Source organism: Erysipelatoclostridium sp. MSK.7.34 (genome assembly GCF_019041935.1).
GTDB classification, from domain to species: domain Bacteria; phylum Bacillota_I; class Bacilli_A; order Erysipelotrichales; family Coprobacillaceae; genus Thomasclavelia; species Thomasclavelia ramosa.
In genome coordinates this window covers 153,538-168,901 of record NZ_JAHPYJ010000003.1, presented here as the reverse complement: position 1 = coordinate 168,901, position 15,364 = coordinate 153,538, and the positions used below count along the sequence as shown (strand labels likewise).

At 28.4% G+C, this 15,364-nt stretch carries 15 protein-coding genes, 2 pseudogenes and 1 riboswitch; of the genes and pseudogenes, 6 read left to right on the top strand and 11 right to left on the bottom strand.

What is annotated here, in order from left to right; all coding sequences use genetic code 11:
- Positions 1-80: 80 nt before the first annotated feature.
- The 3 genes and pseudogenes from KTF99_RS03640 to KTF99_RS03630 form a co-directional block, all read right to left on the bottom strand.
- The gene (locus KTF99_RS03640) at positions 81-500 is read right to left on the bottom strand and encodes a DUF3021 family protein (RefSeq protein WP_003535482.1); all 420 of its coding nucleotides are present in this window, start codon (positions 498-500) and stop codon (positions 81-83) included.
- A gap of 8 nt (positions 501-508) precedes the next feature.
- On the bottom strand, positions 509-940 hold the full coding sequence (locus KTF99_RS03635; RefSeq protein ID WP_003535483.1) for a LytTR family DNA-binding domain-containing protein: 432 nt from the start codon (positions 938-940) through the stop codon (positions 509-511).
- A gap of 50 nt (positions 941-990) precedes the next feature.
- Positions 991-1,572 (bottom strand): annotated as a pseudogene (locus KTF99_RS03630) (DUF6198 family protein); the annotation flags it as partial.
- Positions 1,573-1,781: 209 nt separating this feature from the next.
- On the opposite strand from KTF99_RS03630, the gene KTF99_RS17000 reads away from it, so the two are divergent.
- The 3 genes from KTF99_RS17000 to KTF99_RS03620 are packed head-to-tail and all read left to right on the top strand — an operon-like array spanning position 1,782 to position 2,627.
- On the top strand, positions 1,782-1,904 hold the full coding sequence (locus KTF99_RS17000) for a LysR family transcriptional regulator (RefSeq protein ID WP_003535485.1): 123 nt from the start codon (positions 1,782-1,784) through the stop codon (positions 1,902-1,904).
- Positions 1,849-1,992: a LysR family transcriptional regulator gene (locus KTF99_RS17610; protein WP_366269097.1), complete on the top strand. Its 144-nt coding sequence runs from the start codon at positions 1,849-1,851 to the stop codon at positions 1,990-1,992. The genes KTF99_RS17000 and KTF99_RS17610 overlap by 56 nt, the downstream gene beginning before the upstream one ends.
- Positions 1,989-2,627 (top strand): substrate-binding domain-containing protein, encoded by a 639-nt coding sequence (locus KTF99_RS03620; RefSeq protein WP_336244686.1) that lies wholly within the window; start codon positions 1,989-1,991, stop codon positions 2,625-2,627. Before KTF99_RS17610 ends, KTF99_RS03620 begins: the two co-directional genes overlap by 4 nt.
- 1 nt (position 2,628) lies before the next feature.
- On the opposite strand, the gene KTF99_RS03615 is transcribed toward KTF99_RS03620, so the two are convergent.
- The 7 genes from KTF99_RS03615 to KTF99_RS03585 form a co-directional block, all read right to left on the bottom strand.
- Complete coding sequence (locus KTF99_RS03615; protein ID WP_008792536.1) at positions 2,629-3,456, bottom strand: Cof-type HAD-IIB family hydrolase; 828 nt, start codon at positions 3,454-3,456, stop codon at positions 2,629-2,631.
- A 16-nt stretch (positions 3,457-3,472) separates the two neighbouring features.
- A complete protein-coding gene (serS, locus tag KTF99_RS03610) occupies positions 3,473-4,753 on the bottom strand; it encodes a serine--tRNA ligase (RefSeq protein WP_003535496.1) in 1,281 nt (426 codons plus the stop codon).
- Between the two features lie 85 nt (positions 4,754-4,838).
- On the bottom strand, positions 4,839-7,082 hold the full coding sequence (locus KTF99_RS03605) for an ABC transporter permease (protein ID WP_217215455.1): 2,244 nt from the start codon (positions 7,080-7,082) through the stop codon (positions 4,839-4,841).
- The gene (locus KTF99_RS03600; protein WP_009009591.1) at positions 7,083-7,778 is read right to left on the bottom strand and encodes an ABC transporter ATP-binding protein; all 696 of its coding nucleotides are present in this window, start codon (positions 7,776-7,778) and stop codon (positions 7,083-7,085) included.
- 65 nt (positions 7,779-7,843) lie between these two features.
- Positions 7,844-8,431, bottom strand: coding sequence for a TetR/AcrR family transcriptional regulator (locus KTF99_RS03595; protein ID WP_008792539.1), 588 nt, complete (start codon positions 8,429-8,431; stop codon positions 7,844-7,846).
- Between the two features lie 131 nt (positions 8,432-8,562).
- Positions 8,563-11,469 carry an EAL domain-containing protein gene (locus KTF99_RS03590; RefSeq protein WP_008792540.1) on the bottom strand — a complete coding sequence of 969 codons (2,907 nt, stop codon included), beginning with the start codon at positions 11,467-11,469 and terminating at the stop codon, positions 8,563-8,565.
- A 97-nt stretch (positions 11,470-11,566) separates the two neighbouring features.
- Positions 11,567-13,072 carry a Na+/H+ antiporter NhaC family protein gene (locus KTF99_RS03585; protein WP_008792541.1) on the bottom strand — a complete coding sequence of 502 codons (1,506 nt, stop codon included), beginning with the start codon at positions 13,070-13,072 and terminating at the stop codon, positions 11,567-11,569.
- Between the two features lie 51 nt (positions 13,073-13,123).
- Positions 13,124-13,291, bottom strand: a riboswitch (Lysine riboswitch).
- A 136-nt stretch (positions 13,292-13,427) separates the two neighbouring features.
- Here KTF99_RS03585 and KTF99_RS03580 point away from each other — a divergent pair.
- The 3 genes and pseudogenes from KTF99_RS03580 to KTF99_RS16995 all read left to right on the top strand — a co-directional run bounded on the left by KTF99_RS03580 (position 13,428) and on the right by KTF99_RS16995 (position 14,778).
- The gene (locus KTF99_RS03580; RefSeq protein WP_217215453.1) at positions 13,428-13,772 is read left to right on the top strand and encodes a class I SAM-dependent methyltransferase; all 345 of its coding nucleotides are present in this window, start codon (positions 13,428-13,430) and stop codon (positions 13,770-13,772) included.
- A gap of 24 nt (positions 13,773-13,796) precedes the next feature.
- The gene (locus KTF99_RS03575) at positions 13,797-14,138 is read left to right on the top strand and encodes a hypothetical protein (RefSeq protein WP_195643677.1); all 342 of its coding nucleotides are present in this window, start codon (positions 13,797-13,799) and stop codon (positions 14,136-14,138) included.
- Positions 14,135-14,778, top strand: a pseudogene (locus KTF99_RS16995) (HAD family hydrolase). The gene KTF99_RS03575 and the pseudogene KTF99_RS16995 overlap by 4 nt, the downstream one beginning before the upstream one ends.
- A gap of 25 nt (positions 14,779-14,803) precedes the next feature.
- On the opposite strand, the gene KTF99_RS03560 reads toward KTF99_RS16995, so the two are convergent.
- Entirely contained in the window at positions 14,804-15,313 is a 510-nt protein-coding gene (locus KTF99_RS03560) for a GNAT family N-acetyltransferase (protein WP_029482070.1), read from the bottom strand.
- Positions 15,314-15,364: the final 51 nt, after the last annotated feature.

Genomic DNA, 15,364 nt, shown 5'->3' with positions numbered 1-15,364 from the left:
CCTTACATCATCACTATACGTAAAACTTTTATTTCAAACCACCAATTTTAGATTGCAGCATGGTTTCTTTTAAGCAACTATTAGTTGCGATGGCGGTTTCTTTTTAATTTTTCATTTATTTTTTTAGCATCTTCATTATTTTTCATAAAAACGACTGCTTTTACAAAAAAATAAACAGTTACTGACATAAATGTAACACCTATAAAATTATCTAATTCAATAATACTGTTTGTATATCCACATAAATAATTAGCAGTACAGACTACAAAAGCTATTTCGATAATTGAAAGTAAATTGGTTAACCACTCCTGTAATTCTAAATAATGAGTTACATTTATCAATAAGTTTACGATTACACAAACGATAAAAATCATCACAACTAATTCATTAGACATATTTTGATGATTGAAATGAAATAATAATGTTTGCAATAAAATTACAAACGTATATGATACACAAGTCGTCAACATATAAAATTTAAACATTTTTAATTTATTCATCTTATCACCTACATTCCAAATTTTTCCTTAAAACTGCTTACATAATGACGTGTAATAATTAACCTTTCACGATTAATTAATAGCGCTTCATAACGCCCATTTAATAGAGCTCTTACATTATCTAATTTGTTTAAATTTAGCAATATTGATTTACTGATTCTTACAAACAATCGGGGATCTAATTGATCTTCTAATTCATATAATCTTAGGCTTGTTTCATAGACTTTATCTTCACAATAAATAAAAGCACGATCTTCATTTGCTTCTAAATAATAAATATCATCTATTTTAATTTGATAACTACGATTGTCTAATTTTCCAATAATAAAATGTTTATCTTCAAATAAAGAAATAATTCGCCTCACTTCATCATCAATTTTATTACAACGAATTACTACTTCTAATTCATTATCTTCCTCACATTCAATGAGCACCTTCATCGAATCCCTCCTTTATTAACACCTTATCATATAATATCTTTTTTACCTATCTAATTTTGGTAAGATGCACATAGATTAGCTAAGATGCAAAAAAAGAATGCTAAAACATTCTTTTGATATATCTGAATTTTTTCATCAAAAAGATATTGATAGCCCGAAATAAATCTACCAACCAGCAGAGCAGATAACACTGTTCCCATACCAATTCCATAAACTGGTATCTGTAAGACTAAACAAAGCAAGAGCATCATAATAATCATAGTAATATCAAATACATTTTTTACTAACGAAAATTTAAGATTATATACTTGCGATATAGTCTTAACCGTTGATTCAACGGGTGTTGCAATAAGATTACAGCTAACTGAAAAGTATACTCCAAGTGAAACAAAAATAATTGCAATCAGTAATAGTAGATAAGCAGATAATAAATTTGAACACCTAATTTTAATTAAAGAATCATAAAAATCGGTAATATATCCAAAGATTAATGAAAATGGAATTTCTAAAAAAATTGTAATAGTTAATTTTCTAACTAAACAAATCTGAACAATAATTAAAATCAAATATAAAATAATTGAAGCAGTTCCTAATGAAATATTGTTGACCTTACTAAAAGCATAAAAAAGACTAGTGAACGCAGCACCCCCAAATCAGTGCGGGTATTCAAAATTATTCCCAAAGCCAAAATATTGATTGATAGTATGTAGATGATTCAACGATTAACATTTTTATTCATTTATATTCCTCAATCACCAAGATAGTAATATATTAATCAATAACTTTCTAATATTAAAAAGATATTATATAATAATTAAAAGTTATTAAAGGGGAATATGAAATGAATCTTAATCAAATAAATTATTTTTTAGCAATTTGTAAGACAATGAATTTTACTAAAGCAGCACATAATCTATATATCGCAAACTGCAGTTACAAAACAGATACAATTATTAGAAACTGAATTAGGAACTAAATTATTTAATCGCGATAATAAACAAATAGAACTGACCGAAGCTGGTAGATTTTTTTTAATTGAAGCTAAAAAATAATTAATCAATTTAATCATTCAAAATTAAATATTGATTCTTTCTTAAAAGGACAACAAGGTACAATTAAAATTGGTTTTCTTAAAAATTTAGATCCTCAATTATTGGTTACTATATTTTCTGATTTTATAAACGAATTTCCTAATATAAAAATAGAATTAACAAGCTATGCAAATTATCAATTATATCATGCGCTTGAACAAAGGATGATAGATATAGTCCTAGGATTATCATTTCCTAAATATCCTGACTATCAAAAAATATTAATAAAAAAATATCCTTTAATAGTATTAATAAATAAAAATAACCCCTTAGCTAATCAAAAAACTGTTAGCCAAGAGGAGCTTCCAAATATTTTATTTGATGTTAGAAAATTATACTATCAAGATAATTATCCTGAATTTGAAGGGAATTTATTAAAGATTGCCTGTAATCAAGGTTGCGCAATTTTGCATGCCTTTACAAAAGATAATTGCTATAACGATTATCTTAAAGCTATTCCCTTAACACCATTAAGTGAAAAAAGTGTTTATCTAATCTATGATCAAGATAATTATAATCCACTGATCAGTAATTTTATTAATTATTTAAAAACTACTTCGATATTAAATCATAAAAACTATTTTTTATCTTACTGATTTATTTAGTGTTTATAACATGCTCCTTAAGCCAGTGAGCAACACCATCTTCATCATTACTTTTGATAACTGCTGTAGCTTGTTGTTTTAAAGAGGTTACTGCATTAGCCATTGCATAACATTGATCAGATATTGCAAACATTGGCAAATCGTTGATTGCATCACCAAAACTAACTATCCTGTCACAGTTTAAAAGTTCTTTCAACTTTAAAATAGCACTTGCTTTAGAGGCACTTTTAGGCATAATTTCTAGCCAGTATTCTTTACGATATATTTCTTGTTGAAAAGTAATATTATAATCTAAATCATCCTTTAAACTTTCATAAGCTGGTCGAAGATTATCATAATCTCCAATTATGGTAAAATAGAAAACTTCACCCTCATACAAAGATAAGTAATCTAATGTTAAATTAATTCGATAATCGGTTTTACGCTTACTAAGATAATATTTTACCCCTTCATGAAGGCTTTCATTTATTATCGTTACTCGTTCTTTTTCATTTACTAGTGCATATACCATAGGTTTTAATTGGTTTTTTTCCATTATTGCTTTTATATGCGCTACTTGTTTTGAATTAAAAATATTCTTATGAAGCAGTTTTCCAGTTTCGCCATTGACAATAAATGTACCATTATAGATTATCAAAGGAAGATTTTTGATTAATCCTCTTGTTACTGGTGAAGCGGAAACTAGAGAACGAGCAGTAGCATATGTAAAAATCATTCCCTCATTAATTAAGTTATTAATTGTTTTAATACTGTAATCACTAATTTTTCCTTGGCTATTCAATAGCGTTCCATCTAAATCACTTATATAAAGAGTTTTCATATAGATAAAAAGATAACTATTTAGTTATCTTTTCCTTACCTCCCATATATGGTTGTAGTGCTTTAGGAATATTTACACTGCCATCTTCATTTAAGTTATTTTCAAGGAAAGCAATCAACATTCTTGGTGGTGCAACTACTGTATTATTTAAAGTATGAGCAAAATATTTTCCATTTTCACCATTAATTCTAATATTTAATCTTCTTGCTTGAGCGTCAGTTAGATTTGAACATGAACCAACTTCAAAATATTTCTTTTGTCTTGGTGACCAAGCTTCAACATCAATACTTTTAGATTTCAAATCAGCTAGATCTCCAGAACAACATTCTAAAGTTCTTACTGGTATATCTAATGATCTAAATAAATCAACAGTATTATTCCATAGTTTTTCAAACCACATCTTACTGTCTTCAGGTTTACATACAACAATCATTTCTTGTTTTTCAAATTGGTGAATTCGATATACTCCACGCTCCTCTATTCCATGAGCCCCTTTTTCTTTTCTAAAACATGGTGAATATGAAGTATACGTATATGGTAATTTATCTTCTTCTAAAATGTTATCAATAAATTTACCAATCATTGAGTGTTCAGAAGTACCAATCAAATATAAATCTTCCCCTTCAATTTTATACATCATGCTATCCATTTCTTCAAAACTCATAACACCAGTAACTACATTACTACGAATCATATATGGCGGAATAACATATGTAAAGCCACGATCAATCATAAAATCACGAGCATATGATAAAATTGCAGAATGTAAACGAGCAATATCACCCATTAAATAATAAAAACCTTGTCCAGCAACTCTCCCAGCTGCATCCATATCAATACCATCAAAATTTTCCATTATTTCAGTATGATAAGGTATTTCAAAATCTGGTACGACTGGTTCCCCATATTTAGTAATTTCAACATTCTCACTATCATCTTTTCCTAATGGAACGGATTCATCGATAAAATTAGGAATTTTCATCATAATTGCTTTTAACTCACTACCATATTGAGTTTCTAAGTCTTCTAATTTAGCTAATTCATCTGCCATTGCACTTACTTGTTTCTTATTATTTTCAGCCGCATCTTTATTTCCTTCACGCATAAATTGACCAATTTCTTTAGATAATTTATTACGTTTACTTCTCAATTCACTAGCTTTAGTTAAAACTTCTCGATAATCTTTATCTAATTTGTAAGCCTCATCTACTAATCCAATCTTGTCATCTTGAAATTTCTTTTTCATGTTTTCTTTAACTAAGGTTGGATTTTCTCTTAATATCGCAATATCAATCATTTTAATTCTCCCTTGCTTATATATATTCTTTAAAATTATACAATAATTATGCACCTTATTCAATTATTATCAAGATGTTTCTCTTTTAATCATTTGCTTTTAGACTAGAAACCATGTCGATATGTTTTATCCTTAATGAAATAATTTTACTTATTACCCAGGAAATAACTAAAGTGCCTAAAATTGCATATAAGTAAGAAGGTAAAGCAATGAAATTAATTACATCCATTGTATCTTGAATCGTTGATATCATGTATTCAATCAATAAATATCCTACAGGCAAACCTAATAAAATTCCTATCATTGATAACCATATGTTTTGTTGAACCAAGATTTTTTGAATCTGAGTATCTTTAAATCCTAATACTTTTGATGTAGAAAATTCATAATAACGTTCTAAGTAAGACAGTACTCCTAAATTATATAAAATAACTCCACCTAAAATAATTGCACCTAAAACTAGAATAATAATAATTAGGATCATTGCCTCTAATAAAACATCAAAACTTTCTAATAAGTCCTGCTGATACTGAATCAAAAAAATATTTGTTAGATTGGTCAAGCAATCTTGATTTTTACTCCCAATGATTGCAGTGGGATAGTATTGATGACCAGTTTGCAAATATTCTTCTTTCATAATCGTAATTCCTTGGATATTCGGGGTTCTAATAATTAAAGATATTTTAGATTGATATTCTTGATGATCTAAATTTCCTTTCCACTTAATTATATCTCCTACCTTTAAATCAAGCTTATCGGCTGTTTTTTTTGATAATGCAATTCCTTCTTTTAAAGATTTAAAATTACTTAAATCTTGAGCAAGTTTGATATAATCATTATTTTCCAAGACTGTTAACGAAACATCTAAATTTTGTTCATCAATTACTATTTTAGCTGTACTCTCTAATAATGTCTGTCCTTTAGTCTGGTTTAAAAGATAATCAATTTGCTCTTCATTAAGATTATCATTTAAATTAAGTTTATATTTATAATTTTGTAATTTAGTATAATTCCAATCGGTCAAATTAGTCATTGTATCATATAGGCCACAAGCACTAAATAATAATGCAGTGCAGCCCAAAACTCCAAAAATAGTCATAAGACTCCGTAATTTATTTCGAATAATATCACGAATATTCCATTGAAATCGAAATGGTAGATTACTGCTCCATGCTAGTGAATAACTTGAATTACTAATTAAATTATTGCTATAAAGAATTGTTGCACCATTCATTTTTAAATATTTGAAACAGACAGAAAAACTAATTAACATGCATAATATAGTACAGCCAATTGGTAATAAATATCCTAAAACTATTGGTTGGCTAGTTAAAACCGGTAAAACATACATTTCTTCAAACATTGGATAAATCAAAGCTGGCATTATTATTAAACCAAGCCAGTAACCTAATATTGAACCAACTAAACAAATAAATGTTGAATGTGATAAATAATGGATCAGTAGTTTTCTTTTCTTAAAACCTAATGCTTTTAAAATTCCTAACTGCATTCGTTGACTTTGCAAAACCCGATGCATTGTTGTAATCGTAATTAAAACAGCAATAAATAAAAAAGCTAATGAAAAAACCAAACCTATCGAGCGATGCTGGGCAATCTCTCCAGTCAACATATTTACACTAGGATGATCTTTTTGGAGAATTAGCTTGTATTCATTACCAGCTAATAATTGATCAACTATTTTACTAATGTCTTTTTTTGAGGAAAGGACTAGTTGATTCGGATGGTATAAAGTGTTAGGAAAACTATTATTATTTACATATGCAAAACCATATTTTTGACGATTTGGTGTCAGTTGATCTCCTTTAGCCAAATAGATATTTTCAGGGGAATAAACTAAACCAATAATTTTCTTACTTAATTCAAAATTCTGATATTTTAAAGTTATTTGATCATTTAACCGATAACCATTTTTCTTAGCATACATTGCATCAAGCCAGATACCATCATCTTGATTATTAAATGATTTACCATTAACGACTTTAAGAGTTGAAATTTTATTACTATCAGTAATATAGAGATCAATATTACTATTATCAACCGCTTTATTGCTTGTAGAGACATACATTCTTTGTTCATAATCAGTCTGTTTTTTTAGTTCATTAAGAGTCGAATCACTAAATTCCTTTTGGTAAAGCCAAGCATCAGCTAAATTATTCTCTTTAATATAGTTATTTAAAGCTACTTCAAGTCCATGATATTCACTAGATATACCTGAAAAGATAAAAACACCTAAAAACATCATAATAAATATAGCTCCAAACTGAACCTTATTTTTCCATAAATCTCGAATCATTTTTTTAAACAACATTTACCATTCCACCTCCATCACATCAAGAGGATGAGAATTTGTTGTAATTGTATTGATTTGACCATTTTTTACTCGAATTACTTTGTCAGCGATAGCTTGCAAATTAGTATTGTGGGTAACAATGATAGTTGTTTTATGATATTCTTTACACATATCATGTAATAACTTCAATACTTTTGCTCCCGTATCACTATCTAAAGCTCCCGTCGGCTCATCACATAAAAGAATCTCTGGATTTTTGACCACTGCTCGAGCAATTGAAACTCGCTGTTGTTCTCCCCCAGATAACTGATGAGGAAATTTTTTCTTATGCACTAATAGTCCTACTTGATCTAAAACGTTATCAACTGGCATAATATCTTTTTTTAGTTCCTTCATCAAGGCTACATTTTCATAAACCGTCAGTGTTGGAATTAAATTATAAAATTGAAATATAAATCCTACTTGATGAGCTCGATAATCTGATAATTCATTTTCATTTTTATTCGAAATTACTTCATTATCAATAATTATTTTTCCTTCATCAAGACGATCAATTCCCCCTAAAATATTTAATAAAGTACTTTTCCCTGCCCCACTCGGTCCTAAGATAATGACAAATTCACCTTTATTAATAGTAAAAGAAACCTTATTTAAAGCATAAATTTTTTTATTTCCATTTTGATAAATCTTTGATACTTCTTCAAATTTAATCATATTTTCTCCTTTTTTGCATAATAAAAACATGTATTCAAAAGACAATGAATCATCACTGCAAGTTTTTATTTCTCTTCGTTAACAACAATGCCTGTACACAACATTTTGAAAACTTTTAAAAATTCTTGTTTTTGCATTTCAAGATTATCATGACTTACTAATACATGCTTAATACAATCAATAAACATATTTGTAATAATATCAATATACGGCGAATTGATATCTTCAATATTAAGATGCCATGCCATATGTTGCTTAAATTTTAAAAGAAACCAATCCCTTTTTTCTTTATATTCCGTCGTTTTTAATTCAAAAAGGATAATTAATCGTTCATCCATTATATATCGAAAATCACTTTCTTCAAAAAAATCTCCAAATTGATCAAGTGCTTCATCAACCTCTTCTAGTGAATGAACTTGAATTTCTTCATTTAGATGAACCTCAACTAACTTATTTAATGACTTAATTGATGGCTCTAATACAGCTCCTAATAATTCTTCTTTATTAGTAAAATAATTATATAAATTTCCCAAGGTGGTATGTGATTTACTAGCAATTATTCTCATTGAAGCCCCTTCGTAGCCATGATGCAAAAATTCCACTTTAGCAGCTTCAATAATATCATTCTTTAAATCTTCTTTTTTTATCTGCATCTTCTCACCCCACAACAACATCATACGTGATATTAATAGCTAAAACAATCATCAAAGCTCATTAAAAATCATTAGTTAACAACCGTTCATTATTAAAATAAGGGCCTAAATAATTTAGCCCTTATTTTTTCCTATTCTTTTTTATTAAAAAATTGATCAAAATTTTTAGCCATAATTATAGCCATATCTGAATTAGTATCCTTTACTCTTATCATAAGATCAAATAAATTATATTCACCCGTTTTAATTCGACAATGTAATTTATCATGGGCTGTTTTCTGTCCCGCTCTTATTGAAGTGAGCATATTTAAATATTTATTCTGATCTTCAGGTAAAATAAGCGCATCTTCTAATAATTTTTCAGGAACTATTTTTGCTCCTTTAGGTAAATCAATACTAAATTTATCATCCATATATAAACTATCCATCCGATTATTTCTAACATCAAAATTCCAAACATCAACAGCCAACACTGATAAAATAAAATTATAACGATCTTTTAATTTTTCCGCACGTTCTTGTTGTTCTTTAAGAGTATTAATATTAGTGATAATTCCATGATAAATGATTGTTCCATCTTCTTCTTGACGATAAAAGTTTGCATTGATATTATGCCAACTGACTTTACCATTTTTATAATATGAGCGATAATCAAAATTTACACAACTTTTTTGTTTAGATAATTCTATAAATTGTTTAGCTAAAACTTCTCGATCATCTTCATAAACTAAATCAAATCCTTTATTATGTTTCAGTATATCTGTTAACTCAGATTGTTCAAAATCAAATATTTTAGATAATCCATGACTAAGGAATTTAGTGGTAATATGATCATCTTTTATTTTAATAACGACAATATCCCCTGGGGTATTTTCAATAACAATATTTAAATTATCTTCCATCTCATTACAGTGTTGTTCTAGCATCATTTGTTGATGATCAACAGTGCTATCGATACAAAAAACATCAGCTACTAATTTTCCATTTTCTCTGTGAATATTAGAAAAATAGATCGTTAGCCAAATCTTTTGTGCAGTTTTGGAATTTACTTCAACTTCAAAATAATCGATTTTACCAGCTTTAATCTGTTCAATTACATGATTACATAAAAAATAAGCTTCTTTACTAACTATCTGACTTAAATCATTATTGATTGGCGGTTGATTAAAATCAGTACGAGTATACCCAATCGTTTTATAAAAACCATCTGATGCAAATAAAATTGTTCCTTTGCCATCAAGTGTCATTTTACCAATTCCACCGTTAATATTTTTTAATAAACTATTTATATTTTCTTGTAATTCATGTGATTTTAATTCATTCACTTTTTCATTTGTAACATCATAAAAACAACATAAATAATATGAACCCCACTCTGGACTATCAACTAATCCCCCATACATATTAATATACACGGTTTTACCATTTTTAGCTTTAATTTTAAACTCAACTAAATTTTTAGAAGAACGATCAGCTAATCCATTATGATAGAAAACATGTTTAAATTCTTCTTCGCTATAAAACAACTTTTTAGGCCATTCAATTCCTCCACTTAGCAATTCTTCTCGACTATAACCACTTAATTCAACCAAACTATCACTTACAAATAGTAGTTCTAATTCATAACTGAATCCAGCCACCCCACCAGGAATAAAATTAAAGATAGAATTAGTAATAGCTTTGATTTCACTTTGAGAAATATTGTCAACAGAAGTATATTTAAAATCATCTTTATTCCATGGTAAATTAAATTTACCGTCCGTTTCATCAATCATTTTTTCAAATTCTACTGTGCTGACTGGCTTTGAAAAATAATAACCTTGAACTACATTACATCCAAAACGTTTCATATATAAACATTGATCCAATGTTTCAACTCCTTCACAAATAATTGTTGTCTGTAACTTATTACAAATATCAACGATTGCAGGAATAATAATATTATTGCGATTATTATTTGACTCTCTTTTAGTTATATATGAACGATCCAATTTAACAATATCAAAATTTAGATCTTGCCAAATATTCATCCCTGAGTAACCTGTTCCATAATCATCAATCGAAACACGATAACCAAAACTTCGTAATTCATCAGCTACTTCTCTCACCTTGGTTAAATTCTTCAAAATAACCGTTTCTGTTAATTCAAATTCCAATAAATATGGAGGAATATTATATTTATTAACAATTTTATTAACCCTAGCAACAAAACCAGTTTCATAAACATGCATTCTTGACATATTCATTGATACAGGAATTAGTTTTTTGCCTTGATCAATTCTTTCTCGAAGATACCTGCATACTTGCTGACAAATAAGAAAATCTAAGTCAATTATTGTTTCGTTTTTCTCCATTATTTCAATAAATTGATCAGGATAAATAACTTTATTATCTTTAATAAGGCGGGCTAATGCTTCACTTCCAACAATTTTTCCCGTATTAATATTAACTTTAGGTTGAAGATAGAATGTAAATAATTTATTACGTAAAGCATTTTGAATCTCAATTTCTAATATTTTACGTTTATTAATAAATTTCTGCATATCTTCATTAAACCAAACTAGTTTACAATGATTATCTTTTTTAGCTTCTTTTCGTGCTATATTAGCTTGATCAATTGCTTTAATGATAGCTTTTTCTTCTAATTTAACTGGACACAATCCTGCTGCTACAGCAATCTTTGAATCCGGGTGATGTTCTTCTTGCGATGAAATAAAAGTTTCTAATTTTTGTTCATAATTCCTTGTTACAGATTCAATATCACAATTATCTTCAAATAAAGATAGTCTTAAAAAATGATCTGAAAAAACACGTCCACATAAAATTGTCCGTGGAGACATACTTAAAAATTTAGCAAATTCTAAAAGAAAACGATCCCCTTCAATAAAACCATAAAAGTCATTAACTAATTGAAAATTAGTTAAATCAGCGTACATAATTACATAATTTTTACTATTCTTATTACTTTCGATAATATCAGTCGCCTGTTTAACAAATTCAGTATAATCGTTTAAATAAAAATTATGACTTTCTTCCATTTTAACACCACCTTTCTGGTCACACTCTATTTTCATTATATCAAATATAACCGTTATTTAATATAATTATAAAATAAAGTATAAAGAAAAAGGACATTTAGTCCTTCTTTGCTTTAAAATTATAAAAATATTTGGTTATAAAAATAAATATGAATAAGGCAATTATTGCAATCACAAATGTCAATACAACATTTGTAGTAAAACCAGCAACTAAATATCCAACAACACAAGCTCCAGCAACTAGCATTGCGTAAGGTATCTGAGAAGTGACGTGATTAACATGATTACATTGAGCTCCGGCCGAAGCCATGATCGTCGTATCAGAAATTGGTGAAATATGATCGCCACAGACTGCCCCTGCTAAAATAGATGCAATCGCAATTACAAGCATTTGTGAACCTTCGGGGAAAATCGAAGTCGCGATAGGAATTAAAATTCCAAAAGTTCCCCATGAAGTCCCCGTTGCAAATGCTAGACCTGTTCCAACTAAAAATAAACAAACCGGTAAAATTGCTGTAGAGATACTAGCTCCCTGCATTAAATTATAAACAAAGACCCCAGCTTGTAATTTATCTGACACTAAATCCCCTAAAGTCCATGCTAAAGTAAGTATAATCATCGCTGGAACCATCGTTTTGAATCCCATTGGTATACATTTAGCAAAATCTTCATAACTAATAATCTTTCTAGGAAGATACAAAATAAAGATAAATACTAGTGTAAAAAATGATCCCAAGACCAGTCCTCTTGAAGCATCGCAGTTAGTAAAAGCCGTAATGAATGATACTCCTTCAAAGAAACCACCTGTGTATAACATTCCCACAATACAACTAATGATTAAGAAAAAAACTGGCAATAATAGATCATAAACCCGCCCTTGATCAGAAACTTCCATTTCTTCTCCTTCTTCATAATCATTTACACCATTATGCACATCACCATTTTGAGCAGCTATTTCATGATGTTTCATTGTTCCAATATGAAAATCTTTCTTAATAACATAAGTCACCATTACGATTGTTAATAAAGCATACAAGTTAAAGGGAATTGTTTGTAAGAATAAACTAAAACCATCACCACTTGTATAACCACTTACAGCAGCCGCCCAACTAGAAATTGGAGCAATAATACAGATTGGAGCCGCAGTACTATCAATAATATAAGCTAATTTTGCTCTTGAAACACTAAATTCATCTGTTACTTCACGCATTACACTTCCAACTGTTAAACAATTAAAATAATCATCTACAAAGATTAAAATTCCTAACAAGAAGGTTGAAAATAGTGAGCCTTGTCTTGATTTTATTTTTTCTTTTGCCCAAAGTCCATATGCTCTACTTCCACCCGCTTTAGTCATCAATGTAACTATAATTCCTAAAAATATTAAGAATATTAAAATACCGATATTCCATGTATCACTTAAACTTCCAATCATTGTATCAAACATAACATTAACAGTATCAATAATATGAAAGTTACTTAACAGTAAAGCCCCCGAAACAATTCCAAAAAATAATGATAAATAAACTTCTTTAGTTTTTAATGCAATTAAAATTGCAATGACCGGTGGCAATAACGCCCACCCTGTTTGTACAAAATCCATCTTTTCCTCCATAAAAAAATACTTTAATTGGCAACAATCAAAGTACTTATATACTAAGATAGCGCTCCACATGAATGTGACAGGAAATTATATCTTCTATAATCCCCCAGGTAAATAGTAATTGGTGTTACTATTTCCTTCGGCAAATCACCCTTTCGCAAATGCTGTCACCAAACATTACATTTTGCTACTATTGATCATTGCACCTCTACCAATTATTTAATTTTATCCTCCATGAGTTTATCAAAGCAATTCGTTCTTGTCAATAAAATTGTTCTAAAGTGAGAACATTTTATATTTATTTAACTATTGACAGGAACGTAACGTCACTTGCTAGAATGAAAAAGCAAGGGAGGTGTTATTTATCGAATACACATATAATCAATTTTGTCCCAATGCCAAGATACTAGATATTTGGTGTGGTGATGGAACTATTTGGTTAAATAAGCAAAATAAAATTTCTAATAATATTTCGATTACTTTAGCTGATATTTCTCTGAAAATGCTTGAAGAATGTCAAAACAATACTCAACATTTACCCCAAATTAAAACAATTGAAGAAGCTGATTGTTATTATTTACCATATCTTGATAAAAGTTTTGATGTCGTTATAGCAAATCATGTTTTCATGTATTCTGACGACTTACCAAAAACATTACAAGAAATCAATCGTATTTTAAAAGATGATGGAATTCTCTAATGTTCAACTATTGCTAAAGATATGATGAAAGAAAGAGATGTTATGTTAAAAGATTTTGATTCAAAAATCTCATTTAATCAAGAAATTTTATATCAACGCTTTGGTTATGAAAATGGTAAAACAAAATTAGAAAAATATTTTCAAGATATAAAATTATATGATCGAAAAGAGGTTTATGAAATAACTGACTTGGATCTTTATTATCAATTTATTTTAAGTGGTAAAGGTCTAAGTCTTAATCTTGAGCCACTATATAAAAAGAAAAAACAACTATATGAATATATGCAAAAATATTTAAATAAAAATAATCTTTTTTATTTGACTACCCATGCCGGAATGTTTGTTGCAAGAAAGAGGAAAAAATGAAGATAATTGGTAGTGATTTTGACGGTACAATTACTACAAATAAAGTAATTCTACCTGAAACTAGAAAACAAATTAAACAATTTAGAGATGCTGGTAACATCTTTATTATCGTAACCGAAAGAAGTCCTCAGAAATTCAAAGATGGTATTAAGAAATATGATATTGATTTCTTTGATTATGTCATTTGTGCTAATGGAGCTGTTACATTAGATCAACAACTAAAAGTAATAATAAAATAATAACGGCAAATACGATGTCCCAGAGTATTGTAATCAATAACCTAGAAGATTTAGAAAATATAAGAAATGAAATTATTTCGTTTGCCTTAGAATTTGATTCTATTGCCCAAAGAAAGCAGTATACATTTGACCAAATTGAAAATATTAATGTCTTTCATAATTCCCGCTATACTGATATTTTAGCTAAAGATATTTCTAAAGCATCTGAATTATTAAAACTTTTCTATCAATTAAAAGCTGAGCAACTTTATACAATTGGAGATGGTGAAAATGATATTTGTATGCTGCAATGTACTGATAACAGTTTTACTTTTAATCATGTTGAAACAGTTATTAAAAATAGTGCACAGTATCATTTTGATATAATAGAACAAATATTAGCTTTTATTAATCAAAAATAACTCTCACAATTAAGTGAGAGTTATTTTATATTCCAAATTCTTTTGCATATTTAACTTCGCCACTAATTTTACCAGCTCTAAATATCAGTTTTTTTGCCATAAAATTAATTGAAGGAATTCCCTTAGGCACTTTGATTCCAAACTGTTCAGCTGGTAAATATCCAAATCGTGAATAATAGTGCTCACTACCTAAAACTAAACAATATTCATATCCTAATTCTTTAGCAATTTGATGACCTTTGTTAATTAAAGCACTACCAATCCCTTGTTTTTGAAATGCTGGTAAAATAGCTAATGGTGCTAAAACTAATACTGTATCATTTCCAACTTTTGCTGTTGTAAACATAATATAACCAACGAGCTGATTATCAATTTTAGCAACTAATGATAATTTTTGAATATAATTATTACCAGTCCTTAAAGCTATAACTAAATCTTGTTCATTTCCATCACTATGTTCAGCTGTTGCAAAAGCGGCTTTTACTACAGTATATATTTCATTAAAATCTTGTTTTTCTTCTGGTCTTATAATCATTTTATTTTCCTTTTTCAAAGAATTAAAAGTATCGCTAAGCGATACTTTTAA

Coding starts and splice junctions, on each gene's coding strand:
- KTF99_RS03560 (WP_029482070.1), bottom strand. CDS start 15,313: ATGATTATAAGACCAGAAGAAAAACAAGATTTTAATGAAATATATACT.
- KTF99_RS03575 (WP_195643677.1), top strand. CDS start 13,797: ATGAAAGAAAGAGATGTTATGTTAAAAGATTTTGATTCAAAAATCTCA.
- KTF99_RS03640 (WP_003535482.1), bottom strand. CDS start 500: ATGAATAAATTAAAAATGTTTAAATTTTATATGTTGACGACTTGTGTA.
- KTF99_RS03585 (WP_008792541.1), bottom strand. CDS start 13,072: ATGGATTTTGTACAAACAGGGTGGGCGTTATTGCCACCGGTCATTGCA.
- KTF99_RS03600 (WP_009009591.1), bottom strand. CDS start 7,778: ATGATTAAATTTGAAGAAGTATCAAAGATTTATCAAAATGGAAATAAA.
- KTF99_RS03590 (WP_008792540.1), bottom strand. CDS start 11,469: ATGGAAGAAAGTCATAATTTTTATTTAAACGATTATACTGAATTTGTT.
- KTF99_RS03635 (WP_003535483.1), bottom strand. CDS start 940: ATGAAGGTGCTCATTGAATGTGAGGAAGATAATGAATTAGAAGTAGTA.
- serS (WP_003535496.1), bottom strand. CDS start 4,753: ATGATTGATATTGCGATATTAAGAGAAAATCCAACCTTAGTTAAAGAA.
- KTF99_RS03595 (WP_008792539.1), bottom strand. CDS start 8,431: ATGCAGATAAAAAAAGAAGATTTAAAGAATGATATTATTGAAGCTGCT.
- KTF99_RS03605 (WP_217215455.1), bottom strand. CDS start 7,082: ATGTTGTTTAAAAAAATGATTCGAGATTTATGGAAAAATAAGGTTCAG.
- KTF99_RS17000 (WP_003535485.1), top strand. CDS start 1,782: ATGAATCTTAATCAAATAAATTATTTTTTAGCAATTTGTAAGACAATG.
- KTF99_RS03615 (WP_008792536.1), bottom strand. CDS start 3,456: ATGAAAACTCTTTATATAAGTGATTTAGATGGAACGCTATTGAATAGC.